25 protein-coding genes are annotated in these 26049 nt (G+C 70.4%); 10 read left to right on the top strand and 15 right to left on the bottom strand.

The window, feature by feature from the left end; all coding sequences use genetic code 11:
* Window positions 1-54: 54 nt before the first annotated feature.
* Together C3488_RS11575 and C3488_RS11570 are read right to left on the bottom strand one after the other, a co-directional pair.
* The gene (locus tag C3488_RS11575) at window positions 55-471 is read right to left on the bottom strand and encodes a VOC family protein (RefSeq protein ID WP_103839288.1); all 417 of its coding nucleotides are present in this window, start codon (window positions 469-471) and stop codon (window positions 55-57) included.
* 17 nt (window positions 472-488) lie between these two features.
* Window positions 489-920 carry a helix-turn-helix transcriptional regulator gene (locus tag C3488_RS11570; RefSeq protein WP_103839287.1) on the bottom strand — a complete coding sequence of 144 codons (432 nt, stop codon included), beginning with the start codon at window positions 918-920 and terminating at the stop codon, window positions 489-491.
* 193 nt (window positions 921-1113) lie between these two features.
* Here C3488_RS11570 and C3488_RS11565 point away from each other — a divergent pair, with 193 nt between their 5' ends.
* Complete coding sequence (locus C3488_RS11565) at window positions 1114-1866, top strand: nucleotidyltransferase domain-containing protein (protein WP_103839286.1); 753 nt, start codon at window positions 1114-1116, stop codon at window positions 1864-1866.
* A gap of 129 nt (window positions 1867-1995) precedes the next feature.
* Here the strand turns inward: C3488_RS11565 and sodN are convergent, their stop codons facing one another.
* A complete protein-coding gene (gene sodN, locus C3488_RS11560) occupies window positions 1996-2391 on the bottom strand; it encodes a superoxide dismutase, Ni (protein ID WP_103839348.1) in 396 nt (131 codons plus the stop codon).
* A gap of 146 nt (window positions 2392-2537) precedes the next feature.
* Between sodN and sodX the strand changes: the two genes are divergently transcribed.
* Window positions 2538-2972: a nickel-type superoxide dismutase maturation protease gene (gene sodX, locus C3488_RS11555; RefSeq protein ID WP_103839347.1), complete on the top strand. Its 435-nt coding sequence runs from the start codon at window positions 2538-2540 to the stop codon at window positions 2970-2972.
* On the opposite strand, the gene C3488_RS11550 is transcribed toward sodX, so the two are convergent.
* Complete coding sequence (locus C3488_RS11550; protein WP_103839285.1) at window positions 2876-3505, bottom strand: ABATE domain-containing protein; 630 nt, start codon at window positions 3503-3505, stop codon at window positions 2876-2878. The two genes, sodX and C3488_RS11550, sit on opposite strands and share 97 nt — an antisense overlap.
* A 104-nt stretch (window positions 3506-3609) precedes the next feature.
* On the opposite strand from C3488_RS11550, the gene C3488_RS11545 reads away from it, so the two are divergent.
* Entirely contained in the window at window positions 3610-4380 is a 771-nt protein-coding gene (locus tag C3488_RS11545) for a trans-aconitate 2-methyltransferase (RefSeq protein WP_103839284.1), read from the top strand.
* A gap of 64 nt (window positions 4381-4444) precedes the next feature.
* Here C3488_RS11545 and C3488_RS11540 read toward each other — a convergent pair whose 3' ends face one another.
* The 3 genes from C3488_RS11540 to C3488_RS11530 are packed head-to-tail and all read right to left on the bottom strand — an operon-like array spanning window position 4445 to window position 7169.
* The gene (locus C3488_RS11540) at window positions 4445-5245 is read right to left on the bottom strand and encodes an amino acid ABC transporter ATP-binding protein (protein ID WP_103839283.1); all 801 of its coding nucleotides are present in this window, start codon (window positions 5243-5245) and stop codon (window positions 4445-4447) included.
* The gene (locus tag C3488_RS11535; protein ID WP_103839282.1) at window positions 5242-6171 is read right to left on the bottom strand and encodes an amino acid ABC transporter permease; all 930 of its coding nucleotides are present in this window, start codon (window positions 6169-6171) and stop codon (window positions 5242-5244) included. The genes C3488_RS11540 and C3488_RS11535 overlap by 4 nt, the downstream gene beginning before the upstream one ends.
* Window positions 6172-6200: 29 nt before the next feature.
* Complete coding sequence (locus tag C3488_RS11530) at window positions 6201-7169, bottom strand: ABC transporter substrate-binding protein (protein ID WP_103839281.1); 969 nt, start codon at window positions 7167-7169, stop codon at window positions 6201-6203.
* A 539-nt stretch (window positions 7170-7708) separates the two neighbouring features.
* Between C3488_RS11530 and C3488_RS11520 the strand changes: the two genes are divergently transcribed.
* The 4 genes from C3488_RS11520 to C3488_RS11505 all read left to right on the top strand — a co-directional run bounded on the left by C3488_RS11520 (window position 7709) and on the right by C3488_RS11505 (window position 11135).
* Entirely contained in the window at window positions 7709-8932 is a 1224-nt protein-coding gene (locus C3488_RS11520; RefSeq protein WP_103839280.1) for an NADP-dependent malic enzyme, read from the top strand.
* A 310-nt stretch (window positions 8933-9242) separates the two neighbouring features.
* Complete coding sequence (locus C3488_RS11515) at window positions 9243-10208, top strand: zinc-binding dehydrogenase (protein ID WP_103839279.1); 966 nt, start codon at window positions 9243-9245, stop codon at window positions 10206-10208.
* 154 nt (window positions 10209-10362) lie between these two features.
* Window positions 10363-10572, top strand: coding sequence for a helix-turn-helix domain-containing protein (locus tag C3488_RS11510; RefSeq protein WP_037674056.1), 210 nt, complete (start codon window positions 10363-10365; stop codon window positions 10570-10572).
* Window positions 10572-11135 (top strand): Clp protease N-terminal domain-containing protein, encoded by a 564-nt coding sequence (locus C3488_RS11505; RefSeq protein WP_103839278.1) that lies wholly within the window; start codon window positions 10572-10574, stop codon window positions 11133-11135. Before C3488_RS11510 ends, C3488_RS11505 begins: the two co-directional genes overlap by 1 nt.
* 44 nt (window positions 11136-11179) lie before the next feature.
* Here C3488_RS11505 and C3488_RS11500 read toward each other — a convergent pair whose 3' ends face one another.
* The 7 genes from C3488_RS11500 to C3488_RS11470 all read right to left on the bottom strand — a co-directional run bounded on the left by C3488_RS11500 (window position 11180) and on the right by C3488_RS11470 (window position 20583).
* Complete coding sequence (locus C3488_RS11500; protein WP_103839277.1) at window positions 11180-12211, bottom strand: PadR family transcriptional regulator; 1032 nt, start codon at window positions 12209-12211, stop codon at window positions 11180-11182.
* A 1-nt stretch (window position 12212) separates the two neighbouring features.
* Window positions 12213-13148 (bottom strand): DUF4097 family beta strand repeat-containing protein, encoded by a 936-nt coding sequence (locus C3488_RS11495; RefSeq protein ID WP_103839346.1) that lies wholly within the window; start codon window positions 13146-13148, stop codon window positions 12213-12215.
* 187 nt (window positions 13149-13335) lie between these two features.
* A complete protein-coding gene (locus C3488_RS11490) occupies window positions 13336-13515 on the bottom strand; it encodes a DUF6104 family protein (protein ID WP_028420339.1) in 180 nt (59 codons plus the stop codon).
* Window positions 13516-13827: 312 nt separating this feature from the next.
* On the bottom strand, window positions 13828-17658 hold the full coding sequence (locus C3488_RS11485; protein ID WP_103839345.1) for a multifunctional oxoglutarate decarboxylase/oxoglutarate dehydrogenase thiamine pyrophosphate-binding subunit/dihydrolipoyllysine-residue succinyltransferase subunit: 3831 nt from the start codon (window positions 17656-17658) through the stop codon (window positions 13828-13830).
* Between the two features lie 282 nt (window positions 17659-17940).
* Entirely contained in the window at window positions 17941-19050 is a 1110-nt protein-coding gene (locus C3488_RS11480; RefSeq protein WP_103839276.1) for an ATP-binding protein, read from the bottom strand.
* Window positions 19047-19784 (bottom strand): response regulator transcription factor, encoded by a 738-nt coding sequence (locus C3488_RS11475; RefSeq protein ID WP_103839275.1) that lies wholly within the window; start codon window positions 19782-19784, stop codon window positions 19047-19049. Before C3488_RS11475 ends, C3488_RS11480 begins: the two co-directional genes overlap by 4 nt.
* Window positions 19785-19896: 112 nt before the next feature.
* Window positions 19897-20583 (bottom strand): spermidine synthase, encoded by a 687-nt coding sequence (locus C3488_RS11470; protein WP_103839344.1) that lies wholly within the window; start codon window positions 20581-20583, stop codon window positions 19897-19899.
* Between the two features lie 233 nt (window positions 20584-20816).
* On the opposite strand from C3488_RS11470, the gene C3488_RS11465 reads away from it, so the two are divergent.
* The 3 genes from C3488_RS11465 to C3488_RS11455 all read left to right on the top strand — a co-directional run bounded on the left by C3488_RS11465 (window position 20817) and on the right by C3488_RS11455 (window position 24982).
* Window positions 20817-21596 (top strand): rhomboid-like protein, encoded by a 780-nt coding sequence (locus C3488_RS11465; RefSeq protein WP_103839274.1) that lies wholly within the window; start codon window positions 20817-20819, stop codon window positions 21594-21596.
* Window positions 21597-21883: 287 nt separating this feature from the next.
* Window positions 21884-24301, top strand: coding sequence for an endopeptidase La (gene lon / locus C3488_RS11460; protein WP_103839273.1), 2418 nt, complete (start codon window positions 21884-21886; stop codon window positions 24299-24301).
* A 168-nt stretch (window positions 24302-24469) separates the two neighbouring features.
* Window positions 24470-24982 carry a MarR family transcriptional regulator gene (locus C3488_RS11455; protein WP_181138973.1) on the top strand — a complete coding sequence of 171 codons (513 nt, stop codon included), beginning with the start codon at window positions 24470-24472 and terminating at the stop codon, window positions 24980-24982.
* Window positions 24983-25053: 71 nt separating this feature from the next.
* On the opposite strand, the gene C3488_RS11450 is transcribed toward C3488_RS11455, so the two are convergent.
* Entirely contained in the window at window positions 25054-25842 is a 789-nt protein-coding gene (locus tag C3488_RS11450; protein WP_103839272.1) for a protein phosphatase 2C domain-containing protein, read from the bottom strand.
* Between the last annotated feature and the right edge of the window lie 207 nt (window positions 25843-26049).

Here is a 26049-nt window from a genome sequence, read left to right as displayed (position 1 = left end):
GGGCTCGTACCGTCTCCCCGCGCCGTCCCGTCGCGCAAACGCCTTTCCCGTGGGTCAGGCGTCGCGACGCTGGTTGAAGCGAAGCAGGTTGCCCGCCGGGTCGCGGAAGGCGCAGTCGCGCACGCCGTACGGCTGGTCCATGGGCTCCTGGAGGACCTCCGCGCCGGACGCCTGGACGCGGGCGAAGAGGGCGTCGCAGTCATCGGTGGAGAAGATGACGCCGCGCAGAAGACCCTTGGCGAGCAGTTCCGCCATCGCACGGCGGTCGGTGGGGGAGGCGTCCGGGTTCGCCGCCGGGGGTTCCAGGACGATCTCCACGTCCGGCTGGAGCGGGGAGCCGACCGTCACCCAGCGCATGCCCTCGAAACCGACGTCGTTGCGCACCTCCAGGCCGAGGACGTCCCGGTAGAAGGCGAGCGCCTTGTCGTGGTCGTCTACGGCGATGAAGCACTGGGAGAGTTTCACGTCCATGAGGCCAGGCTAGAGCGCTACAGCTGCTCACGGGGGTCTGTCCGCGTGTCGCCCGGCCGCCCCCGGCGCGGGCGCGTCAGTCCCTTCGCCACGCACGGCGGTATCGCCGCTCCCTGCTCGTGTGACCGCGCCCGGTAGGCGCTCGGCGTCTCGCCGACCAGTTCCGTGAAGCGTGAGCTGAAGGATCCCAGCGAGGTGCAGCCGACGGCGATGCAGACTTCCGTCACGGTCAGGCCGCCGCGTCGCAGCAGTGCCTTGGCCCGCTCGATACGGCGGGTCATGAGATAGCTGTACGGCGTCTCCCCGTACGCCTCGCGGAAACTGCGCTGGAAGTGCCCCGGCGACATCAGCGCGGTGCGCGCCAGCGCCGGTATGTCCAACGGCTCGGCGTACTCACGGTCCATCCGGTCGCGCGCCCGCCGCAGCCGGACCAGGTCCTCCACGTTCACGCCGTCAGCATCGCACGGGCCACTGACAGCGGGCCCTCGAGCAGGACCTGGATGTGCGGGCGGCAGAGCGGACCGAGGTCACGTACGCGGGCGGCGCACGGACCGTCAGGACGCCCGAGCCCAGGTCCGGCACCCGGACTGACGCGGCGCGACTCCCGGCCTGTCGGCCCCTGATCGGTGCCACGATGTCCCCATGGACCCGCACCCGCCGCCCGCCCTCGCCACGGCCCTCGACCTGGCCCGCCGGCTCGTCGACAGCCGTTACCCGGGTGCCCTCTCCGCCGTGCTCGGTGGTTCCACGGCGCGGGGACGGGCGACCGCCACGAGCGATCTCGACCTCGTCCTGCTGCTCCCGGACGGGGACGTCAGCCGCCGGGAGACGCTCCGGTACGAAGGGCGGGTGACGGAGGTGTTCGCCCACACCCGTGCCGGCCTGGAGGAGATCTTCGCCGCGGACCGGGCGAGCCGTCGCGGGACCATGCTGTTCCTCTACGCCGAGTCGGTCCCCGTCCACGACCCCCACGGGCACGCGGCGGCTTTCCGCGCCGAGGCCCGCGCCCTGGTGGCGGCGGGCCCCGACCCACTGACGCGCAAGGAACGCGACGGCACCCGCTACGGGCTCACCGATCTGCTGGACGACCTGGCCGACGTCCAGGACCGCCACGAGCAACTGGTCCTCGCGGACCGGGTGCTGAGCAGCGCGTCCATCCTGCTGACGGACCACCACCGCGCCTGGTGGGGCAACGGCAAGTGGCTCCCGCGCCGCCTGACGGCAGCCGACCCGGTCCTCGGCGGCGCCCTCCTGCGGGCACACCTCACGCTCGCCGAACACGCCGACCCCGGCCCACTGACCGCGATAGCGCAGGAGATCCTCGACCTGGCGGGCGGGCCCCTGCGGGAGGGCTACTCGAGTCTGTGGTCCGAGCACGGGAAGAACGGGGAATGAGGCGCGTTCACGGTGCACCGGCCACGACGCGACGGGGCCCGGCCGGTTGGTGCGGCCGGGCCCCATCGGGTGCGGAGCGGACCTGCGAGGGTGCACCGCTCGCCGGTCGGTCGTGGGCGAAAGACCGGGTCAGGCCTTCTTGGTCTCCCAGAAGATCTTGTCGATCTGGGCGATGTAGTCGAGCGCCTTCTGGCCCGTCGCCGGGTCCGTCGAGCCCTTGGCGGCCGAGAGGGCCTTCAGGGTGTCGTTGACCAGCTGGTGCAGCTCCGGGTACTTCTCGAAGTGCGGGGCCTTGAAGTAGTCGCTCCACAGCACCGACACGTGGTGCTTGGCGAGCTCGGCACGCTGCTCCTTGATGGTGGTGGCGCGCGCCTGGAAGTGCGGGTCGTCGTTGGCGGCCATCTTCTCCTGGATGGCCTTCACCGACTCCGCCTCGATGCGGGCCTGGGCCGGGTCGTAGACACCACAGGGGAGGTCGCAGTGGGCGCTGACCTTGACCTTCGGGGCAAACAGGCGGGAGAGCATGAAGCTGTCCTTCCTCGTGATCGTCATCTCAGGTGGGACATTACTCCGTAGGGGACCGGTTTTGGCGAGTGCCCCCAGGGGCTTACGCCAAAAGTCCAGGGTGAGACTGGGACTGGTGGAGGAACGGACCGGGGAGGTGCCGGATGATGCCGGAGCTGTCACAGGAGACCGAGCGCGCGAGGGCGTTGCTGCCGCTGGGGGTGGCGGAGGTCACAGGGCCGTCCATGGTGCCCACGCTCCAGCACGGCGACCGCCTGCTCCTGCAGTACGGGGCCCGGGTGCGGCCCGGTGACGTCATCGTGCTGCGCCACCCCTTCCAGCAGGACCTGCTGGTCGTCAAGCGTGCCGTGGAGTCGCGCGAGGGCGGCTGGTGGGTGCTCGGCGACAATCCGTACGCGGGTGGGGACAGCACCGACTACGGCACCGTTCCCGAGGAACTGGTCCTTGGGAAGGTGTGGTTCCGTTACCGCCCGCTCAGGGACGGTCAGCGCTCGGCCTTCGCGCTGCTGCGCTGGGCGCTCTCCGCGGCCCGGCCCGTGTTCTCCGACCGGTCCGCCTCCAGGCGTTTGCGGGCACGGTAGGCGGCCACGTTCGCGCGCGTCGCGCAGCGGTCCGAGCAGTAGCGCCGGGAGCGGTTCGTCGAGGTGTCGAGGTAGGCGTTGCGGCAGGGAGCCGCCTCGCACAGGCCCAGGCGGTCCACGCCGTACTCGGTGAGGTGGAAGGCGAGCCCCATCGTGGCGATGGCCGCGTAGCCCGCGGTCGCGTTCGACGGGTGGTCGGCGAGGTGCATGTGCCACAGGGGCCGGCCGTCGTCGTCCCGGTGGTCGTGCCCGGAGATCTGCGGGCTCACTGGGAATTCGAGGAGCAGTGAGTTCAGCAGGTCCACGGCGAGCGTCTCGTCGCCCCGGTCCGCCGCCTCGAAGACCGAGCGCAGCCGGGCCCGGACCGAGCGGAAGCGGGTGACGTCGGCGTCGGTGGCTCGGCGGGCCGCCGACTGGTTGCCCCCGAAAAGGTCGCGGACGGCCTCCACCGAGGTCAGCGAGTCCTTGCCCCGGGCCGGTTCCTCGCTGTTCACGAGACGTACGGCGTAGTCCGAGTAATAGGCCAGTTCCACTTGTAGTCCTTACGGAGGCGCTCTATCGTCGTGGGTGCGATGCGTAACAGATGACCCTGCATCCAGGGTATTACGCAGTTCTGTGGAGAAGGGGGCTTCTTCCGATGGACACAACGACCGGATCCACCACGGGCACCGACTGGCAGGCATGGCAGGAGAGCTGGGACCGCCAGCAGGAGTGGTACATGCCCGACCGTGAGGAGCGCTTCCGGATCATGCTCGACATGGTCGAGGCGTTCGTGGGCAGCGGACCCCGGGTGCTCGACCTCGCGTGCGGCACCGGCAGCATCACCGCCCGGCTCCTCGCCCGTTTCCCGAAGGCCACCAGCACCGGCGTCGACCTCGACCCGGCCCTGCTCGCCATCGCACGCGGCACGTTCGAGGGCGACGACCGCGTCACGCTCGTCGAGGCCGACCTCAAGGACCCCGACTGGCCGGCGCGCCTGCCGTACGACGCGTACGACGCCGTCCTCACCGCCACGGCCCTCCACTGGCTGCGCGAAGAGCCCCTCGAGGCCCTCTACGGTCGGATCGCGGAACTCGTCCGCTACGGCGGCGTCTTCATGAACGCCGACCACATGATCGACGAGACGACGCCCCGGATCAACGCGGCCGAAAGCGCCCAGCGGCACGCCCGTATGGATCAGGCCATGCGCGACGGCGCCCTCGACTGGGCCGAGTGGTGGGCGCTGGCCGCCAAGGACCCCGTCCTCGCCGCGCCCACCGCCCGCCGCTTCGAGATCTACGGCGCCCACGCCGACGGCGAAATGCCCGCCGCGGCCTGGCACGCGCGCGTACTGCGCGAGAAGGGCTTCGCCGAGGCCCGCCCGGTGTGGTGCTCCCCCTCGGACACGCTGCTGCTGGCCCTCAAGTAGGGCCCGGGAGAGAAGAGTCGAGGGCGGTACGGGGAGCCCGTACCGCCCTCTGTGTCGTGACCGGTCAGAGGACCTTCGACAGGAAGGACTTCGTCCGCTCGTGCTGGGGGTTCGACAGGACCTCACGTGGGTGGCCGGCCTCGACCACCACACCGTCGTCCATGAAGACGAGCGAGTCGCCGACCTCCCGGGCGAAGCCCATCTCGTGCGTGACGACGATCATCGTCATGCCGTCCTCGGCGAGGTCCCGCATGACGTCGAGGACCTCGCCGACCAGCTCCGGGTCGAGAGCCGAGGTCGGCTCGTCGAAGAGCATCAGCTTGGGCTCCATCGCCAGCGCGCGGGCGATGGCGACGCGCTGCTGCTGGCCGCCGGAGAGCTGGGCGGGGTAGTGGCCGGTACGGTCACCGAGGCCGACCCGGTCCAGCAGCCGCTGCGCCCGCTCCCGGGCGGCGGCCTTGCTCTCCCGCTTGACCTGGACCGGCGCCTCCATGACGTTCTCCAGCGCCGTCATGTGCGGGAAGAGGTTGAAGCGCTGGAACACCATGCCGATGTCCCGTCGCTGCGCCGCGACCTCCTTCTCCTTCAGCTCGTAGAGCTTGTCGCCCTTCTGCCGGTAGCCGACCAGGTCCCCGTCGACGTACAGCCGTCCGGCGCTGATCTTCTCCAGGTGGTTGATGCACCGCAGGAAGGTGGACTTGCCCGAGCCGGAGGGGCCGATGAGGCAGAACACCTCCCGCGGGTTCACCTCCAGGTCGATGCCCTTGAGGATGTGCGCGAGACCGAAGGACTTGTGCACGCCCTCGGCCTTGACCATCGGGCCACCACTGGTGCTCTTGCCCATGCCCTTGCCGAGACTGCTCATCGGGCCACCTCCGGGCGACGGAACGAACCGAACAGACGGAGGTTCTTCCTCAGCCGCTGCAGCGGGGTCGGCGGCAGGTTGCGCGTCGAGCCTCGGGCGTAACGGCGTTCGATGTAGTACTGGAAGATGCTGAAGATCGTGGTCAGGATCAGGTACCAGATCGACGCCACGAAGTACATCTCCACGACCGCGAGCGAGGTGCTGGAGATGTCGGTGGACCGCTTGATGAGCTCGTTGAACTGGACCGCGTAGGCGAGCGACGAGGTCTTCAGCATGTTGATGAACTCGTTGCCGGTCGGCGGCACGATCACTCGCATCGCCTGCGGGAGGATCACACGCCGCAGCGTCTGGCCCTGGGTCATGCCCAGTGCGTGGGACGCCTCCGTCTGCCCCTCGTCGACCGACTGGATGCCCGCGCGCACGATCTCCGCCATGTACGCGGCCTCGTTCAGGCCGAGGCCCAGCAGAGCCGTCAGGAACGGCGTCATCACCTGGTTCATCTCGTCCTTGTAGAACCCCAGGTTCAGGATGGGGAACACGAGTGCGATGTTGTACCAGAGGAGCAGCTGGACCAGGACCGGAGTGCCCCGGAAGAACCAGATGTAGAACCAGGACACCGTGCTGGTGACCGGGTTCGACGACATCCGCATCACCGCGAGGACGATGCCCAGCGCGAGGCCGAGCACCATGGCGAGGACCGAGATGTACAGCGTGTGCCAGGCGCCGGACAGGATCGTCCCGTCCGTGAGGTAGTCCGGGATCACGCTGTAGTTGATCTTCGCGTTGGAGAACGCGATTCCGATCAGCACCACAACGGCGACGACCAGGACGCCGGCCACCCAGCGCCCGTAGTGGCGCACCGGTATGGCCTTGATCTGCTCCGGCGGCACCGTCGGCGCCGGAATCTTGTCGACAGTGTCAGTCACGGTGACTGCCCTTCAGTGTTGCGTGAGGCTCAGGAGCCGCCGTTGATCTTCGCCTCGGTCACCGAGCCGTCCGTGACGTTCCACTTCTGCAGGATCTTCTGGTACTCGCCGCTCTTGATGATCGCGCTCACGGCCGCCTGGAGGGCGTCGCGCAGCTGGGTGTTCTCCTTGCTGACCGCGATGCCGTACGGACCCGCCTCGATCTGGTCGCCGACGACCTCGAAGTCCTTGCCCCCGCCCGAGGTCTTGGCGTTGTAGGCCGCGACCGGGAAGTCGTTCAGGTCCGCGACGGACGCGCCCTGCTTGAGGCGGAGCAGCGCCTCGGGGTCGGTGTCGAAGGTCTGCAGCGTGATGGGCTTCTTGCCGTCCTTGGTGCACTTCGTGCTCTGCGCCTTGGCGACGTCCTCGGACGTGGTGGCCCTCTGCAGGGCCACGACCTTGCCGCACAGGTCGTCCAGCGACTTGACGCCCTTCGGGTTGCCCTTCTGGACGAGGATCGAGGTGCCCGCGGTGAAGTAGTCGACGAAGTCGACGCCGTTGCCGACCTTCTTGCCGTTGCTGGAGTCGATGCCGTTCTGGCGGTCCTTGGTGTCGCTCATCGCGGACATGATCACGTTGAACCGCTTGGCCTGCATACCCACGATGAGCTGGTCGAACTTGCCGTTCTGGAACTCGAACTTCACGCCCAGCTGCTTGCCGAGGGCGTCCGCGATGTCCGGGTCGATGCCGACGGCCTTGCCGCCCTGCATGAACTCGACCGGAGCGTACGAGATGTCGGAGCCCACCTTGATGACGCCCGCGTCACGGATGTCCTTGGGGAGCTTGTCGGCGAGCGGCGCCGAGGACGTGGACGAGCCGCCGCCGCTGTTGTCGGTGCTGCCCTTGTCCGTGTGGTCGCCGCAACCGGCAAGCACCAGGGTGCCCGCGACCGCGATGGCGCCGACCGCGGCTATTCGGGAGCGCGTGGCGGTCGTACGACGGGTGGAGCGTGCGGTCATGGTGGTTCCTCCGGCGGAATGGGGTTTGTGCCGACGGGTCGACGAGTACACACACCTTCGGGTGTCGCGACCTCGCGTGATTCAGGCATCTTGCCAGTCGCACCGCGGCATTCAGGTGACCCGCTATGTCAAAATCGGATAACGGGTGACCCCCGAACCGCCTCGGGCGGCCGATTTCGGCCGCACCTTGTGCGGGAATCCTTCCTTCCGGCCGGAAGATCTTCGGTGTATCTCACCATGCGGTCGGTCTCACGCCCCCACGCGTGATCGTGTGAGGGCGTGCAGCGGACTTGTCCACATTTTCAGCCATGAGTCATCTCACCGGCGTGTGACCTTCGCGTTATGGACTCGTCCCGAGCACCATCCGTCCGGTAAGAAGGTGCCTTACACCCCTCATCCGGGGCTCAGGGCGCGTGTGCGGCGCGCCCGTCGCGTATGTGCCCTCACGCACCAGTCACGTGGGTCGTACGCGGTGCCCGCCCACCCCTCAACCAGGAGTGGTCACCCTCAAACCATGCAGATCTAAGGGGTACAAGACAGTGGCAGCGGAGATCGTCAACTCGCGCAGCGACAGCAATGCGGATCAGGACGGCGGGGCGGAGCCCCACGATTCCTTCGATCCGGCGTTCGCGCTGCACCGCGGCGGCAAGATGGCCGTGCAGGCCACCGTGCCGGTCCGCGACAAGGACGACCTGTCCCTGGCGTACACGCCCGGCGTCGCCCGGGTGTGCACGGCCATCGCGGAGCAGCCGGAGCTGGTCCACGACTACACATGGAAGTCGTCGGTCGTCGCCGTGGTGACCGACGGCACGGCAGTGCTGGGGCTCGGCGACATCGGCCCCGAGGCCTCCCTCCCGGTGATGGAGGGCAAGGCGATCCTGTTCAAGCAGTTCGGCGGCGTGGACGCGGTGCCGATCGCCCTGGACTGCACGGACGTGGACGAGATCATCGACACCGTGGCCCGGCTCGCGCCCTCCTTCGGAGGCGTCAACCTGGAGGACATCTCGGCGCCGCGGTGCTTCGAGATCGAGCGTCGGCTCCAGGAGCGGCTGGACATCCCGGTCTTCCACGACGACCAGCACGGCACGGCCGTGGTGACGCTGGCCGCCCTGCGGAACGCGGCGCGGCTGACCGGGAAGGGGCTCGGCGACCTGCGGGCCGTCATCTCCGGCGCCGGCGCGGCGGGATTCGCCATCGCGAAGATGCTGATCGAGGCGGGGATCGGCGATGTCGCGGTCGCCGACCGCAAGGGAGTCGTCTCGCGGGAGCGGGAGGATCTGACGCCGGTCAAGCGGGAGCTCGCCGAGTTCACCAACAAGGCGGGGCTTTCGGGGTCTCTCGAGCACGCCCTGGAGGGTGCCGACGTCTTCATCGGGGTCTCCGGCGGCACCGTCTCGGAGAAGGCGGTGGCGTCGATGGCGGAGGGTGCCTTCGTCTTCGCGATGGCCAACCCGAACCCGGAGGTGCATCCGGACGTCGCGCACAAGTACGCGTCCGTGGTGGCGACGGGCCGCTCCGACTTCCCGAACCAGATCAACAACGTGCTGGCATTCCCCGGCATCTTCGCCGGAGCCCTCCAGGTGCGGGCGTCCCGCATCACGGAGGGGATGAAGATCGCGGCGGCGGAGGCGCTGGCGGGGGTCGTCGGGGACGACCTCGCTGCCGACTATGTGATTCCCTCGCCGTTCGACGAGCGGGTCGCCCCCGCGGTGACGGCGGCGGTGGCCGCGGCAGCCCGGGCAGAGGGCGTGGCTCGGCGGTAACGGTGCGCCGGGTGGGCGGGGGGCTTTCCAACCCGCCCACCCGGGTGGTGTGAGGCGCGGCTTCCTGCTCGGGGTCCCAAGGCATCCGGCGTGGGTGCGGGCCGGGCGTCGGCCGCGCTTTCCGGCGCCGGCAGGGCGCCCCCAGAAGGGGTGCCCCCAGCGCCCACCCGTGCCGCTTCGGGGTCCCCCCGGGCCGCTGAGGCACTGGGGGAGGCACGACTGCCCGCAGCTACTTACGCGCCCCCAGCGGGATGCGTGTCACAGTCGGCCATGGTTCCGTGACACCCCGGCGGAGCCTAATCTCAAGGTCATGTTCGCTGCCTACGCCGCCCGTATCGACCGCGACGACCCCCTCTCCGGCCTCGAGCTGGGAGAGCGCCCGGCCCCCGAGCGGAGGCCCGGCTGGACGACCGTGACCGTCAAGGCCGCCTCCCTCAACCACCACGACCTCTGGTCCCTCAGGGGTGTCGGGCTCTCCGAGGACAAGCTCCCCATGATCCTCGGCTGTGACGCGGCCGGCGTCGACGAGGACGGCAACGAGGTCGTCCTCCACTCCGTCATCGGCCAGACCGGCCACGGCGTCGGCCCCGACGAGCCACGCTCCATCCTCACCGAGCGCTACCAGGGCACCTTCGCCGAACAGGTCTCCGTCCCCACCTGGAACCTCCTCCCCAAGCCCAGGGAACTCTCCTTCGAGGAGGCCGCCTGCCTGCCCACCGCCTGGCTGACGGCCTACCGGATGCTGTTCACCAATGCCGGAGTCCGCCCCGGTGACTCCGTCCTCGTCCAGGGCGCGGGCGGCGGTGTCGCGACCGCCGCCATCGTGCTCGGCAAGGCGGCCGGCCTCAGGGTCTTCGCCACCAGCCGGGACGAGGCCAAGCGCAAGCGCGCCGTGGAACTGGGCGCAGTGGAGGCCCTGGAGTCCGGTGCCCGGCTGCCGCAGCGCGTGGACGCCGTCATCGAGACCGTCGGTGCCGCCACCTGGTCCCACTCGGTCAAGTCGCTGCGTCCCGGAGGCACCCTCGTCATCTCGGGCGCCACCAGCGGTGACCGGCCCTCCCACGCGGAGCTCACCCGAATCTTCTTCCTCGAACTGAAGGTCGTCGGCTCCACCATGGGCTCCAAGGAGGAACTGGAGGACCTGCTCTCCTTCTGCGCCGCCACCGGCGTACGCCCCGTCATCGACGAGGTGCTTCCCCTCGACCGGGCCCGCGAGGGCTTCGAACGCCTGGAAGCCGGAGACCAGTTCGGGAAGATCGTGCTGACGGCAGGCTGACGGCAGGCTGAGGGCCGACTGACGGCACACGGACGGCACCTTCCTCCACCCCACGGCGGGCTCGGGATTCATCCCGGGCCCGCCGTGGGCGTTTTCGCGACCGACATGTCAACCCGGGTTGACACCCCGGGATGCGTCAACCTATGTTGACAGCATGACCGAAGCAACGGATCTCGCCGAACGCGCAGGCGACCGCGATCCACGAGTCGGGCTGCGAGCCGTCGCCGCGCTGCGCAGGCTGCTGGAGCAGCTGGAGGCGGTGCAGGTGCGCAGCGCGCGCCATCAGGGCTGGTCGTGGCAGGAGATCGCCGCGGAACTCGGAGTCAGCAGGCAGGCCGTGCACAAGAAGTACGGGAGGCAGTGATGTTCGAACGGTTCACCCAGGACGCCCGCGCGGTGGTCACCGGCGCCGTCGCGCACTGTGAACGCGCCGGTGGGCAACGCGTCGACGAAGCCCACCTGTTGCTCGCCCTCCTCGAGAGCGAGGGCGGCCGTGCCGCGTTCGCCCTGGCGGCGCTCGGGGTGGCCGGACGGCGCGACGCGATCGAACGGGACCTCGCCGAGGCCCGCCGTCGCGGCGGGCTCACCCGCGCCGACGCGGACGCTCTCTCCGGGCTCGGCATCGACCTCACCGAGATCGTCTCCCGGGTCGAGGAGGCCCACGGAGAGGGCGCGCTGGCCGCGACCCACGGGGTCGTACGGCGGTCCGGGCGCCGCCCCTTCAGCCGCGGGGCCAAGGATGTTCTCACCCGGTCCCTGCGCGCGGCCCTCGCGCACGGCGACCGGCGCATCGGCGACGAGCACCTGCTCCTCGCCCTGACCGCCCGCCCCGGCGTCCCGTCCGAGGTCCTCGCCGACCATGGAGTGACCTACGCCGGCGTGCAGGACCTGCTGTGGGACGGCAGCGGCCGGGCGAAGGCAGGGTGAGGCTGCCGCCGGGAGACGCTCGGCCGGTCGTGAGGTGAGGAGCCCTACCCCTTCCGCGACCGCAGCGTCGCCCCGATGTGCGCCGCCGCCGTCGACAGATGCCGGCGGGCGTCGCGCAACTGCTCCTCCGTCACCCCGTGGTCCCGGGCCGCGTCGCGGATGTCGTCACGGAAGCGGTCCAGGAGCCGGTCGAGGGCGCGGGCCGGGTCGCCCGGGAAGTCCTCATGCGCCCAGGACGGCTCGTACGCACCCGGGAAGTCCTCGGGGGTCGTCGCGTACTCGGGCCGCTCCGCCGGCCTGGGCGCATCCGCGGTTCCCGGGTGTCCGAAGCCGAAGTCCTTGCCGAAGTCCTTGCCGAACTCGCCGAACTCCTTGGCCAGTTCGGACAGACCCTCCCGTAGGCCCGTCGGCCAGTCGCCCCGCGCGAAGTGGTCCTGGACCTGCTCCTGCACCCGTCGCACCATGCGCTGCAGCTCCTCCTGCGCCTGGGCGCGCGCCCGCTCCTGGGCCTCCTTGGCCTGGCGGCGTGCCCGCTGGGCCTCTTCACGGGCCCTTCGGCTCTCGTCCTTGGCGCGCCGGGCCTGCTCCTTCCACTCCTGCTTGACGCGCCGCATCTCCTCCCGGGCGGCGCGCCACGCCTCCTTGTCGGCCTGGTCGCCGTAGGCACCCTCGTGCTCCTTGGTGCCCCGACGCGCCTGTGAGACTGCGGCCCGCATCTCGCGGCGCAGGTCGCCCGCCGCCCCCCGCACGTCGGCCTGGATCTCGGCGGCCAGCTCGGCGACCGACTCGCGGATCTCCAGCTCCAGGTCGGCCAGCTCACCGCTGCGGTCGGCCAGTTCGGCACGGCCAGCGTCCGTGATGGCGTACACCTTGCGGCCGCCCTCGGTGGTGTGCGTGACCAGTCCCTCGGCCTCGAGCTTGGCCAGCCGGGGGTAGACGGTGCCGGCGGACGGCGCGTACAGCCCCTGGAAGCGCTCCTCCAGCAGCCGGATCACCTCGTATCCGTGGCGTGGTGCCTCATCGAGGAGCTTCAGCAGGTACAGCCGCAGGCGGCCGTGGGCGAAGACGGGAGGCATGTCAGAGCCCCTTCCGCTCGGTGGGGCCGCCGGTCGTGCCGTGGGCGGAACGGTCGGCCGGTACGGCGGTGTCGTCGCCGCTGGTCCCGGAGGACGCGGTGGCGGGCGGTGTGTCCCATGGCTCGTCCTCGGCGGGTGGGCGGCGCAGCAGGGCGATGGAGCCGGAGACGGTGGTCGCCTTCAGCCGGCCGTTGCCCCCGCCCAGGCGGCCCGTGATCTTCTTCGCGCCCCGCTGGCCGGTGACGCGCAGGTCGTCGAAGGCGTTGGACACGGTGCCGCTCGCGGTGTTCGCCTCCACCTCCGCGTCCGCCGGGTGGGGGAGACGGATGGCGATCTCGCCCGAGACGTTCGTCAGGCGGGCGTCGGTGGGGCCGCTCGTGGGATCGAGGTCCAGGATGATCGAACCGCTGACCGAGTCGGCCTTCACGGACGGGCACGCGCCCTCGATGACGGTCAGGTCGCCGGAGACGGAGTTGAGCCGCAACTCGCCGGTGACGCTCTGGACCTCCACGCTCCCCGACACCGTGGTGGCGCGGACCGGACCGGAGAGGCCGGCCAGGGTCGTGGCCCCCGTGACGCTCTTGACGTCGGCGCCGCCGTCGATCCCGGAGACCAGGGCGTCGGCCCCGACCACGCCCACCTCCACGCGGGTGGACGCCGGGACGGCGAGGGAGACCACGGCGCTGCGACGCCAGCCCTTGGGGTCGAGCCACTTGAGGAAGCCCTTCCAGGGCAGGTCGTCGTAGGCCACGGTGAGGGTGCCGTCCTTCTGTGTCACCGTCAGGGCGGGGCCCTCGATCTGCGAGACCTCCAGCCGTGCGGAACCCTCGTCGGTGCCCACCACGTTCACCGTTCCGTTGACGACGCGCACATGGAGTGCCGTCACCGGGTCGTCGAAGGTGAGCTTCTTCGGCTCTGCGACGGACCACTCGGGCATGGTGCTGACCTCCTCGGCCGGTGCGGGCGCGCGCGACGAGCGGACGCGTCCGAGAAACGACACGCCATATCGCGTCTTCCATACTCACGATATATCGCGCCTCCGGGAAGTCAAGACACCCGTCCGAGGGATCAGGCGACAAAGAAGGGGCGCCCTGCGGACAGGGCGCCCCACCGGATGGCGATGTCTACTCGTCGTCCTCGTCGTCCAGGCGCGCCAGCCACGTCGCCAGGCGTTCCACCGGCACCTCGAAGTCCGGGTTGAGATCGACGAACGTCCGCAGCTGCTCGGCGAGCCACTCGAAGGTGATCTCCTCCTCGCCGCGCCGCTTCTCCAGCTCCTCGATGCCGCGGTCGGTGAAGTACATGGGGCTGCTCTCCTGCGTTCGTACGGGCCGGTGGTGCCGGAACCAGCCTACGTACCGATCGGAGGTGCCGCGTGACCCCTGCGCCCGCCCTGCTCGGGCCGGGCGAGGAGCCGGCGGAGGCGGTACGGGTGGGAGAGGGTGCAAGGCGCCTTCGGCGACGATCTCCTTGCGCGAGTCCACCAGCCGGCCGCGCGGCTGTCGGCCGCCGAGCGGCGCGGACCACGCGGCACGTGAGCCGTCCAAGACGCGGAGAGGGCCCGGCCCGAGTCACGCGGACTCGGGCCGGGCCCTTCGTGCGTACCGCCGTGGGGCCTACGCCTCGAACACCTCACGCACCAGCTGCTCCTGCTCCGCCTGGTGCCGCTTCGCCGAGCCCACCGCCGGGGACGACGAGTGCGGGCGGGAGATGCGGCGCAGGCGCTCGCCGGCCGGGATGTCCGCGCCGACCGCCAGGTCCAGGTGGTCGATCAGGTTCAGGGCGATGAACGGCCAGGCGCCCTGGTTCGCCGGCTCCTCCTGGGCCCACAGGTACTTCTCGGCGTTCGGGTATTTCTTGATCTCCTCCTGGAGCTCCGCACCCGGCAGCGGGTACAGCCGCTCGAGGCGGATGATCGCCGTGTCCGTCACGCCGCGCTTGGTGCGCTCGGCATCCAGGTCGTAGTACAGCTTGCCGGCCACGAAGACGACCTTGCGGACGGCGGCGGGGTCCACCGCGGAATCGCCGATGACCGGGCGGAACTGACCCGACGTGAACTCCTCCGTCTTCGATGCGGCGGCCTTGAGACGCAGCATCGACTTCGGGGTGAAGACCACCAGCGGCTTGTGGTGCGGGTTGTGCACCTGCCAGCGCAGGAGGTGGAAGTAGTTCGACGGGAGGGTCGGCATGGCGACCGTCATGTTGTTCTGGGCGCAGAGCTGGAGGAACCGCTCGACGCGGGCCGAGGAGTGGTCCGGGCCCTGACCCTCGTAGCCGTGGGGGAGCAGCAGGACGACACCGCTCGTCTGGCCCCACTTCTGCTCGGCCGCCGAGATGTACTCGTCGACCACCGTCTGCGCGCCGTTGACGAAGTCGCCGAACTGCGCCTCCCACATCACGAGCGCGTCGGGGCGGGCCAGCGAGTAGCCGTACTCGAAGCCCATGACCGCGTACTCGGACAGAAGGGAGTTGTAGACGTTGTAGCGCGCCTGGTCCTCGGCGAGGTACTGGAGCGGGGTGTACTCCTCGCCCGTCTGGCGGTCGATGAGGACCGCGTGGCGCTGGCCGAAGGTGCCGCGCTGGGAGTCCTGGCCGGACAGGCGGACCGGGGTGCCCTCCAGGAGGAGGGAGCCGACCGCGAGGGTCTCGCCCATGCCCCAGTCGATCGTGCCGTCCTCGACCATGGCCGCCCGGCGCTGCAGCTGAGGCAGCAGACGCGGGTGTACGTGGAAGGACTCGGGGATGTTGACCTGGGACTCCGCGATCCGCTTCACGACCTCCGTGGAGATCGCGGTGTTCACGGCGACCGGGAACTCCGCCTGCGGGTCCGTGACCGGGCCGACGCTCGGCTGGGCCGTGGTGGCCTCGCGGACCTCCGTGAAGACCTTCTCCAGCTGGCCCTGGTAGTCCTGCAGCGCCTGCTCGGCCTCCTCCAGGGTGATGTCGCCGCGACCGATCAGGGACTCGGTGTACAGCTTGCGCACCGAGCGCTTCTTGTCGATCAGGTCGTACATCAGCGGCTGGGTGAAGGCCGGGTTGTCCGACTCGTTGTGACCGCGGCGGCGGTAGCAGATGAGGTCGATCACCACGTCCTTGTTGAACGCCTGGCGGAACTCGAAGGCCAGGCGTGCGACGCGCACGACGGCCTCGGGGTCGTCGCCGTTCACGTGGAAGATCGGGGCCTCGATCATGCGGGCGACGTCCGTCGCGTACATGGAGGAGCGCGAGGACTCGGGGGCCGCGGTGAAGCCGACCTGGTTGTTGATGACGATGTGGACCGTGCCGCCGGTGCGGTAGCCGCGCAGCTGCGACATGTTCAGGGTCTCGGCCACCACGCCCTGGCCCGCGAAGGCCGCGTCGCCGTGGATCGCCACCGGCAGCACCGTGAAGTCCGTGCCGCCCTTGTTGATGATGTCCTGCTTGGCCCGGGTGATGCCCTCGATGACCGGGTCGACCGTCTCCAGGTGGGAGGGGTTCGCGGCCAGCGAGACCTTGATCTGCTCGCCGTCCAGGCCGGTGAAGGTGCCCTCGGCGCCCAGGTGGTACTTCACGTCGCCGGAGCCGTGCATCGACTTCGGGTCGAGGTTGCCCTCGAACTCGCGGAAGATCTGCGCGTACGACTTGCCGACGATGTTCGCCAGGACGTTCAGACGGCCGCGGTGGGCCATTCCGATGACGACCTCGTCCAGGCGGGACTCGGCCGCGGAGTCGATCACCGCGTCGAGCAGCGGGATGACGGACTCGCCGCCCTCGAGGGAGAAGCGCTTCTGGCCGACGTACTTCGTCTGCAGGAAGGTCTCGAAGGCCTCCGCCGCGTTCAGCCGGCGCAGGATGCGCAGCTGCTCCTCGCGCTCCGGCTTGGAGTGCGCGCGCTCGACGCGGTCCTGGATCCACTTGCGCTGCTTGGGGTCCTGGATGTGCATGTACTCGATGCCGGTGGTGCGGCAGTAGGAGTCACGGAGCACGCCGAGGATGTCGCGCAGCTTCATCATCGACTTGCCGGCGAAGCCGCCGACGGCGAACTCGCGCTCCAGGTCCCACAGGGTGAGGCCATGCTCGGTGATGTCCAGGTCGGGGTGCTTGCGCTGCTGGTACTCCAGCGGGTCGGTGTCGGCCATGACGTGGCCGCGGACCCGGTAGGAGTGGATCAGCTCGAAGACGCGGGCCGCCTTGGTGACGTCGTCGTCGTGGCTTGCGTCGATGTCCTTGAGCCAGCGGACCGGCTCGTAGGGGATGCGCAGGGCCTCGAAGATCTCGTCGTAGAAGCGGTTCTCGCCCAGCAGCAGGTTCGCGACCTGGCGGAGGAACTCGCCGGAGGCGGCGCCCTGGATGACCCGGTGGTCGTAGGTCGACGTGAGCGTCATGACCTTGGAGATGCCGAGCTTGTTCAGGGTGTCCTGGGAGGTGCCCTGGAACTCCGCCGGGTAGTCCATGGAGCCGACGCCCATGATCACCGACTGGCCGGGCATCAGGCGCGGCACCGAGTGGACCGTGCCGAGGCCGCCGGGGTTGGTGAGGGAGACGGTGACGCCGGTGAAGTCGTCCATCGTCAGCTTGCCGTCGCGGGCGCGGCGGACGATGTCCTCGTAGGCCTGCCAGAACTCGAAGAAGTTCAGGGTCTCGGCCTTCTTGATCGCCGCGACGACGAGCTGGCGGTCGCCGTTGGGCTTGACCAGGTCGATGGCGAGGCCGAGGTTGACGTGGTCGGGCCTGACCAGGGTGGGCTTGCCGTCCTTCTCCGCGAACGACCAGTTCATCGACGGCATCGCCTTGATGGCCTGGACCATCGCGTAGCCGATGAGGTGCGTGAAGGAGATCTTCCCGCCGCGGGCGCGCTTGAGGTGGTTGTTGATGACGATGCGGTTGTCGAAGAGCAGCTTCACCGGGACCGCGCGCACGGACGTGGCCGTGGGGATCTCCAGGGAGGCGTTCATGTTCTTCGCGACGGCGGCGGCGGGGCCGCGCAGCGTCACCAGTTCGGGGCCGGCGGGGGCCTCGGACACGGGCTCGTCCTTCTTGGGCTGGGCGGGGGCCGCGGCGGGCTTCGCGGCGGCGGGTGCGGCGGGCTTGGCCGGAGCCGGTGCGGCGGCGGCCGGGGCGGGCTTCACCGGGGCCGGCGCGGCGGCCGGCTGCGGTGCGGCGGCGGCCGGGACCTGCGGTGCGGCGGGAGCCGCGGGCGCGGACTGCGCTGCCTGGGGCGCCGTGGTGGTCTCCGCGGCCCCCGCGGCCGCGGGACCCGACGGAGCCGAGGAGGCAGCGGCGGCGGCCCCCGGCTTGTAGTCGGCGAAGAAGTCCCACCAGGCGCGGTCTACCGAATTCGGGTCCTGGAGGTACTGCTGATAGATCTCGTCGACGAGCCACTCGTTGGGACCGAACGCAGCAGCGGGGTTCTTCCCGGCTTGGTCGTCGGTCGAGACGCTCGGGTTACTGGGGGACTGTGGCGACACGGCGGCAACCGCCCTCTTCCGCTTCACAAGGTGATTGGACAGCGGGAATAAAGGCTACGCCTCCAAGACCGCGAAGGTCAGGTCGGGCCGGTTCATCGTCGCGTAAGTCACATCGGAAAGTGCGTTTCAGGGGTTGAAATGGCGGGAAACAAGCGTGGTTCCGGTTGTGGACGGGTGCGACGGCCCGGGCCCGGCGCGGGGAGTGCGCGGGCCTCTGCCTGATCACACGTGTCCGGGTGTGCGGACAGGCGTGGATCTTGTTGCTCCGGTTCGAACTTTACGTCAACTTGGCAGAGACGGCTCTCCCGGAAGGGTGACCTGGATCCGGCAGCCGCGCGGGGATTCGGCCACCCCGATCCGGCCACCGTGCAGATCCACCGCCCAGCGGGCGATCGCCAGGCCGAGGCCCGTGCCGCCGTCGCTGCCGGGCCCGTGCGGCCGGTTCACGGCGCCGCGGTTGAAGCGCTCGAAGACCCGGTGCCACTCCGACTGGGGGATGCCGGGGCCCTCGTCCAGCACCTCCAGCTCCAGCGAGTCCGGAGCGGGGCCGCGCCGGGCCTTCACCGTGACGCGGCCGTGCGGCGGGCTGTGCTTGACGGCGTTGTCGATCAGGTTGGCGACGACCTGGTGGATCCGCTCCGGGTCGGCGTGCGCGGTCAGCTCCGGCGGGGAGACGTCGAGGTGCAGATGGACGTCCGTACGGCTGTGGCTGCCGGAGCCCGAGGCGAGGCCCGCGCGCGCGGAGGACACCATCTGGGCCTCCTTGAGGACGCCCGAGAGGTACGGCCACACCTCGAAGCGACGTTTCTTCAGCGGAACGACGCCGTTGTCCAGGCGAGAGAGGTCCAGCAGCGTCTCCACCAGGCGCCCGAGGCGCTCGGTCTGCTTCAGTGCCGTGCGCATGGTCTCCGGGTCGGCCTCGGTGACCCCGTCGACGATGTTCTCCAGCACCGCGCGCAGGCCCGCGATGGGCGTGCGCAGCTCGTGCGAGACGTTCGCCACCAGCTCCTTGCGCTGGCTGTCCTGGGCCTCCAGCTCGTCGGCCATCAGGTTGATCGTCTGGGCCAGGTCACCCAGCTCGTCCCGGCGGTTGTCGCGCACACGACGGCTGTAGTCGCCGTGCGAGATGGACCGGGCCACGGCGTTCATCTCGTCCAGCGGAGCGGTGAGCGAGTGCGCCACGAACTGCGTGATCAGCAGGGTGGCGATCATCGAGAACACCGTGATGAACCGCAGCTCGGTGGCGGTGCGCACCGCGATCATCAGCAGACCCGTGGTGATGAACACCGAGATGACGACCAGCGCGCCCAGCTTGGTCTTGATCGAGAACGGGCGTACGCCGCCCCAGGGCTGCCCGGGGCTCCTCCGCGCGGCCGACCGCCCGCTGCTCATGGCGTCGGGGTCTCCAGGGCGTAGCCCACGCCGTGCACCGTTCGGATGCGCTCCGCGCCGATCTTCCGCCGCAGCGCCTTGATGTGGCTGTCCACGGTGCGGGTGCCGGAGGCGTCCGCCCAGTCCCACACCTCGGCGAGCAACTGCTCACGGGAGAGCACGGCACGCGGCGTGTTGGCCAGGCACACCAGCAGGTCGAACTCGGTGGGCGTCAGATGGACGTCCTCGCTGCGCACCCGCACCCTGCGCTGCGCATGGTCGATCTCCAGTTCGCCGAGGCGCAGTATCCCGGTGCGGGGGGTCGCGGCGGCCAGCGCGGCCCGCTCCACCCGGCGCAGCAGCACGTGCACGCGTGCCGCCAGCTCCCGCATCGAGAACGGTTTGGTCATGTAGTCGTCGGCGCCGACACCGAGTCCGACCAGCATGTCGGTCTCGTCGTCGCGCGCGGTGAGCATCAGCACCGGCACCGGGCGCTGGGCCTGCACACGCCGGCAGACCTCCAGCCCGTCGAAGCCCGGCAGCATGATGTCGAGGATCAGCAGGTCGGGCTGCCATGCCTCCGCCGTGTCGACCGCCGCCGGGCCGTCACCTGCCGTTTGCACGAGGAATCCCTCCGCGCGCAGACGGGTGGCGATGGCGTCGACGATCGTCTGGTCGTCCTCGACCACCAGGACGCGTCGTTGAGCGCCCGGGGTCGCCGTCGTGCCGTTGTGGGAGGTGTGTGTCTGCTCCATCGCCCGCCCCTGGGGTTGCTTTCCGGAATCCGTGGGGTGATCCCATGACTGCGTTTGACGCTTGAATGATCCGCGTCAGGGAAGCAGCGTACGGGGAGTTACCGCCGGTCGGCTATCCAGGTCCGATCGCGAGGTGCACGACGTCGGGAACGCCCCGGGCAACGGGCACCTCTTCGGTACGCACCTGCCGGAACCCGGCATTCCTAAGGGTTCCTTCAAATTCCGGAGAGGGCTCGGCCGACCACACCGCGAGCACACCGCCGGGTTTCAACACCCTTGCGCAGCTTGTGAGTCCGGACGTCGAGTAGAGGTTGCCGTTGTCGTCCGTGACCGTCCACGCGGGGCCGTTGTCGATGTCCAGGCAGAGGGCGTCGTACGTGTCCGATGTCTCATTGACGTGGGTGACGAGGTCGGCCTCCACGACGCGGGTGCGCGGATCGGCCAGCGCGTCGGCGGTCAGCGTGGACAGGGGGCCCTCGAGGTGCCAGTCGATGACGGCGCGTTCGCGTTCGACGACGGTGATGCGTCCCCAGCGGGGGTCGGCGGCGGCGTGCGCGAGCGAGAAACCGACGCCGAGTCCGCCGATCAGCACGCTCGGGTCCGGGCGGCCGTCCAGGGCGTCCGACGCGGCCTGCACCAGCAGCCGTTCCGAGCGCCCGTCGGAGGTGTCCATCAGGAAGCAGCCGTTGGCGATGATCTGCAGCAGCTCACCGTGGCGCCGCAGCACCACCTCGCCGTGCGGTCCCTCGCGACGGTCCAGGACCACCGGGGTCCCGTCGGTGTCGTACGGATGAGGCATGGACCACATTCTGGTGACCTGCGGGGCGGCGGACGAAGGATTTTCCCCGGCGGCCGAACGGGTCTTCCCGCAGCGGTCGAGCGCACTCCGATGCCGCCGGCAGTCGCGCGCGCTCGCCCCGGACGCCGGAAAGAGATGGGAAGTTGCTGTGAATCGCGTCTCGGGTGGCGTCGGTCATAGACAGCGACCGGCGTGGCGCGAAGGGTGGGGCCTGACGGAAGGAGCGCCGCACCTTGGAACGTACGGTCTCGGCGGCTGACGCCTCGCTCACGCCCCCCGAGACGGGCGTGCCGCTTCTGGACGGCATGCCGCGTCAGCGCACGGCGCCGCCGTCCGTCGCGTCTCCGGCTGCCCTCCCGGTGCGGTGGACGGCACCGCGCCTGGTGTCGCTGCTGCCGAGCCCCGGACGGGCGCCGTTCAGCTTCGGCTACGCCGCCGTGTTGCTGGTGACCTCACTGTTCGCCCAGTTCGCCGACCCGTCGCTGGTGAACGCCCTGTACCAGGCATCCAGCACGGACGTCGCGCATCTGATGCGCAGTCCGGTGGTGGTGCTGCTGGCCAGCGCGTTGTGGATCGCGGGCGGGATGATGTCGTACTACACGCTCGTCTTCCTGGTCGTGCTGACGGCGCTGGAGCGGCGGATAGGCGGTGCCCGCACGGCCGTCGTCTTCCTGTCGGGGCATGTGCTCGCGACGCTGGGCACCGAGGTCCCGGTCGGCCTCGCGGTGCTGGCGGGCCATCTGCCGGACAGTTCGCTGCACCGCCTCGACTACGGCATCAGCTTCGGGGTGGCGGCGAGCCTGGGCGCGCTGACGGGGTTGCTGCGGCCGTGGCTGCGCTCGATCGTGCTGATCGTGTTCTCCGCGCTACTCCTCCAGGACCTGGCCGAGTTCACGGACCCGCTGAGCAACTGGGGCCATCTGCTGGCGCTGGCGGTCGGCATCGCGACCTGGCCGCTGGTACGGCGCTGGGCCCGGACCGGAGCGGAGGTCACCCCGGCGCCGGCTCGGTGACTTCGGCCCACGCCCCGCGGCTTTGCTGCCACGCGCCACTCATGCGGCACCGCCCGAACCGTCCGAAGCACCACACGCGGACGCCGCCCCGCCTCCCACGGCGACCCGTCCCGGCCTCCCGAGCGAGCCGTCCCGGCCTCGGGCGTCGATCTGTCTCCACGCCACTCCGTGCCTGGTCACAGCACCCGCACCGACTGATCGCCGAGAGCGAACAAGGCTGGGGGAACAATCGAATCCTCTCGTGCATTGAGTCTGCACAGCTCAACTTGACTGCCGAAGGGGAGATCATGGCTTCGACGTCCTCACCGCTCACTCTGCCTGTGCTGCCGCTCGACGGCGAGGTTGTGCTGCCCGGCATGGTGGTCCCGCTGGACCTGAGCGACTCCGAGGTCCGCGCGGCGGTGGAGGCCGCCCAGGCGGCCGCCCGTTCCGAGCCCGGAAAGCCCAGGGTCCTGCTCGTTCCACGCATCGACGGCACGTACGCCGCCACCGGTGTCCTCGGCACCGTCGAGCAGGTCGGCCGGCTCGCGGACGGCGACCCGGGCGCCCTCATCCGCGGCCTGGGACGGGTGAAGATCGGTGCGGGCACCACCGGGCCCGGCGCGGCGCTCTGGGTCGAGGGAACACGCATCGACGAGACGGTCCCCGACCCGCTGCCCGGCCATGTCGCCGAACTCGTCAAGGAGTACAAGGCCCTCGCCGCCAGCTGGCTGAAGAAGCGCGGCGCCTGGCAGGTCGTCGACCGCGTCCAGGCCATCGACGACGTCTCCGCGCTCGCCGACAACTCCGGCTACTCGCCCTTCCTGACCACCGAACAGAAGGTGGAACTCCTGGAGACCACCGACCCGGTGGCCCGGCTCAAGCTCGCCACCCAGCAGCTCCGCGACCACCTCGCCGAGCAGGAGGTCGCCGAGTCCATCGCCAAGGACGTCCAGGAAGGCGTCGACAAGCAGCAGCGCGAGTTCCTGCTGCGCCGCCAGCTGGAAGCCGTCCGCAAGGAGCTGCGCGAGCTGAACGGCGACACCGCGGAGGGTGAGGAGTCCGACGACTACCGCGCCCGCGTGGAGGCCGCCGACCTGCCCGAGAAGGTGCGTGAGGCCGCGCTCAAGGAGGTCGACAAGCTCGAGCGCACCAGCGACCAGTCCCCCGAGGGCTCCTGGATCCGCACCTGGCTCGACACCGTGCTCGAGATGCCCTGGAACGAGCGCACCGAGGACGCGTACGACATCCGCGGCGCCAGGGCCGTCCTGGACGCGGAGCACGCGGGCCTGGAGGACGTGAAGGAGCGCATCACCGAGTACCTCGCGGTGCGCAAGCGGCGCGCCGACCGGGGCCTCGGCGTCGTGGGCGGCCGTCGCGGCGGCGCCGTGCTGGCGCTCGTCGGACCGCCCGGCGTCGGCAAGACCAGCCTCGGCGAGTCCGTCGCGCACGCCATGGGCCGCACGTTCGTCCGCGTCGCCCTCGGCGGTGTCCGTGACGAGGCCGAGATCCGCGGCCACCGCCGTACGTACGTCGGCGCCCTGCCCGGCCGTATCGTCCGCGCCATCAAGGAGGCCGGTTCCATGAACCCGGTCGTCCTGCTCGACGAGATCGACAAGGTGGGCTCCGACTTCCGCGGCGACCCGGCCGCGGCCCTGCTGGAGGTCCTGGACCCGGCGCAGAACCACACGTTCCGCGACCACTACCTGGAGGTCGAACTCGATCTGTCCGACGTGGTGTTCCTCGCCACGGCCAACGTCCTGGAGGCCATCCCGGAGGCGCTCGCCGACCGCATGGACATCGTCCGCCTGGACGGCTACACCGAGGACGAGAAGGTCGTCATCGCCCGTGACCACCTGCTCCCGCGCCAGCTGGAGCGGGCCGGCCTGAACAAGGACGAGGTCACGATCGACGAGGCCGCGCTGCGCAAGCTCGCCGGCGAGTACACCCGCGAGGCGGGCGTGCGCACCCTGGAGCGGTCCATCGCGCGGCTGCTGCGCAAGGTCACGGCCCAGCACGAACTCGGCGAACGCGAGCTGCCGTTCACCGTCCGGGACGAGGACCTGCGCGGGCTGCTCGGGCGCCCGCACCACGTGCCCGAGTCCGCCCAGGACCCGGCCGAGCGGCGCACCGCGGTCCCCGGTGTGGCCACCGGCCTCGCGGTCACCGGCGCGGGCGGGGACGTCCTCTACGTGGAGGCGTCGCTGGCCGACCCGGAGACGGGCGCGGCGGGCCTGACCCTGACCGGCCAGCTGGGCGACGTGATGAAGGAGTCCGCGCAGATCGCCCTCAGCTTCCTGCGCTCCCACGGCGCCGAACTGGAACTGCCCGTCGGCGATCTGAAGGACCGGGGCGTGCACATCCACTTCCCGGCGGGCGCGGTCCCCAAGGACGGTCCGAGCGCGGGCGTCACGATGACGACCGCGCTGGCCTCGCTGCTGTCGGGCCGGCTGGTCCGCACGGACGTGGCGATGACCGGTGAGGTCTCGCTGACCGGCCGGGTCCTGCCGATCGGCGGGGTGAAGCAGAAGCTGCTCGCCGCGCACCGGGCGGGGGTCACCACGGTGATCATCCCCAAGCGCAACGAGCCGGACCTGGACGACGTCCCGGCGGAGGTGCTGGACAAGCTCGACGTCCACGCCGTCACGGACGTCCGCCAGGTCCTGGAGCTGGCCCTCGCGCCCGCCACGAGCGATGCGACGCCGGAGGTTCCGGTGGCGGCGTGACGGACGCTGCCGGATGAGGGAAGGCCCGGGTTTCGTGAGGGAGGCCCGGGCCTTCGCCATGGACCGGTGCTGCCGTTGGTCTACGCCTGCGAAATACTGGCGGAGCTGCGGCGACGGCGACCTTTGGCGGAAACTTCGAGGAACGGGATACCGGATCAGGTGACTGACGTGCACGAGGACGGAAACGGCGAGCGGCGTCCGGTGGCCCCGGGCGCGTCGGCGGAGGGTGCGGACCGGTCCGGTGGTGCGAACCAGGAGTTCCTGGCGCTGGAGCGCGAGCTGACGGTGTTCCTCCGGCGCGCCCGCGCCAACGCCGGGCAGATGGCTCGGGAGGTCCACCCGGACCTGGAGTCCGCCGCGTACGGGCTCCTCGTACGGCTGGACGAGTGCGGCCGCCAGCGCGCCACTGAACTGGCCGCCTACATCGGGGTCGGCAAGGCCACGATGTCCCGCCAGCTGCGCGCCCTCGAGGAGCTGGGTCTGGTCGCCCGGGAGCCCGATCCGGCCGACGGCCGTGCCTGGCTGGTGCACCTCACGGAGGAGGGCCACCGGCGTGTCGGCCGCGTCCGCGAGGCCCGCCGCGCCCGCTATGTGCGCCAGCTCGCCCACTGGGACCCGCGCGAGGTGGCGGAACTGGCGCGGCTGCTGCACCAGCTGAACATGGGCATGGACAAGCAGTAGCCGTACCGGGTTGTGGGAGCCCAGCGAGGGCGCCGGCCCCACGCAGCGGGAGCCGCATGGGGGCAGGACCCCTACGGCTCCACGTACACCACCGTCGCGTCGTCGTGCGTCTTGCTGCGGCCGAGGTACGCACGTTCCTCACGGTCGGCGCTCTCCAGCGCCCGTACGCGCTCCACCAGCGCCGCCGCGCCCTCCTTGCGGACGACCGTGAACAGATCCGTCCAGTCGCCCTGGCGGAACTTCTCCGTCCAGCGCGTCGCCCCGTCCGTCAGGGCCACCAGGGCCTGCACCCGGCCGCGCGGCAGCTCCCCGGTGACGGCGCGGGCCGCGACCGAGGGGTCCGCGGCCGCCGTGAAGAAGCCGCCCTCTTTGTTGCGGACCGTGGCGTCCACCAGCGCGTCCGTGGCCAGCGCCGCGCGCGGGAGGCGGGCGAGGCGGTCGTCCAGGAGAGCGGTGACCGTGCTGTCGGGGGCTTCGACGAGGAGCACCGAGTCCGACAGGACGAGGTACTCCACCGCGGCATCGGACCAGCGGGCGAGGACCACGGTCGCCTGAGGCGTCCGCGGGTGAGAAAGCTCACAAGTGGCGGAGTGGGCGTCGGCGGTGCGCGCAACGGCCTCCGCCAGGATCTCCGCGAGTGTCAGATCCCGGCGGGAAACGGACAGTTCGGTCAGCAGGCCGCCCAGGCGCGCGCAGAACCAGGGGACGGAATGCAGACAGCCGTGGTCGCCGGCCGGCGGGGTCACCCCGTCCAGGACGACCAGCGCCCCGCCCTGTCCTGAGGCCGGAAGCGCGAGCGCGGCGAAGTCCTCGTTGGGGCGAGTCGCGTCGCCGGGTTCGGACGTCAGCTCAATACGCATCCAGCCAGTCTGCACGAGGCCTTCACAAGGTCCACGAAAGGCCGTCAACGGTCGCTGAATCGATGCGAGCGCGCAGGTCAGCTGCCTGGTTTGGTACGGAATAATCGCTTCCGGTGAAGCGCGGTGGCGAATATTGCCAAAGTGCGCCGCCGACGTCCAACCGGCCCACCGCGCAAGGCCTCGGCACGGGCCAGAGGAACTTGCCCG

Source organism: Streptomyces sp. Ru72 (assembly GCF_002920635.1).
Lineage (GTDB): Bacteria > Actinomycetota > Actinomycetes > Streptomycetales > Streptomycetaceae > Streptomyces.
The sequence above is the reverse complement of the archived record's forward strand: the minus strand, read 5'-3'. Positions and strand labels throughout refer to the sequence as shown.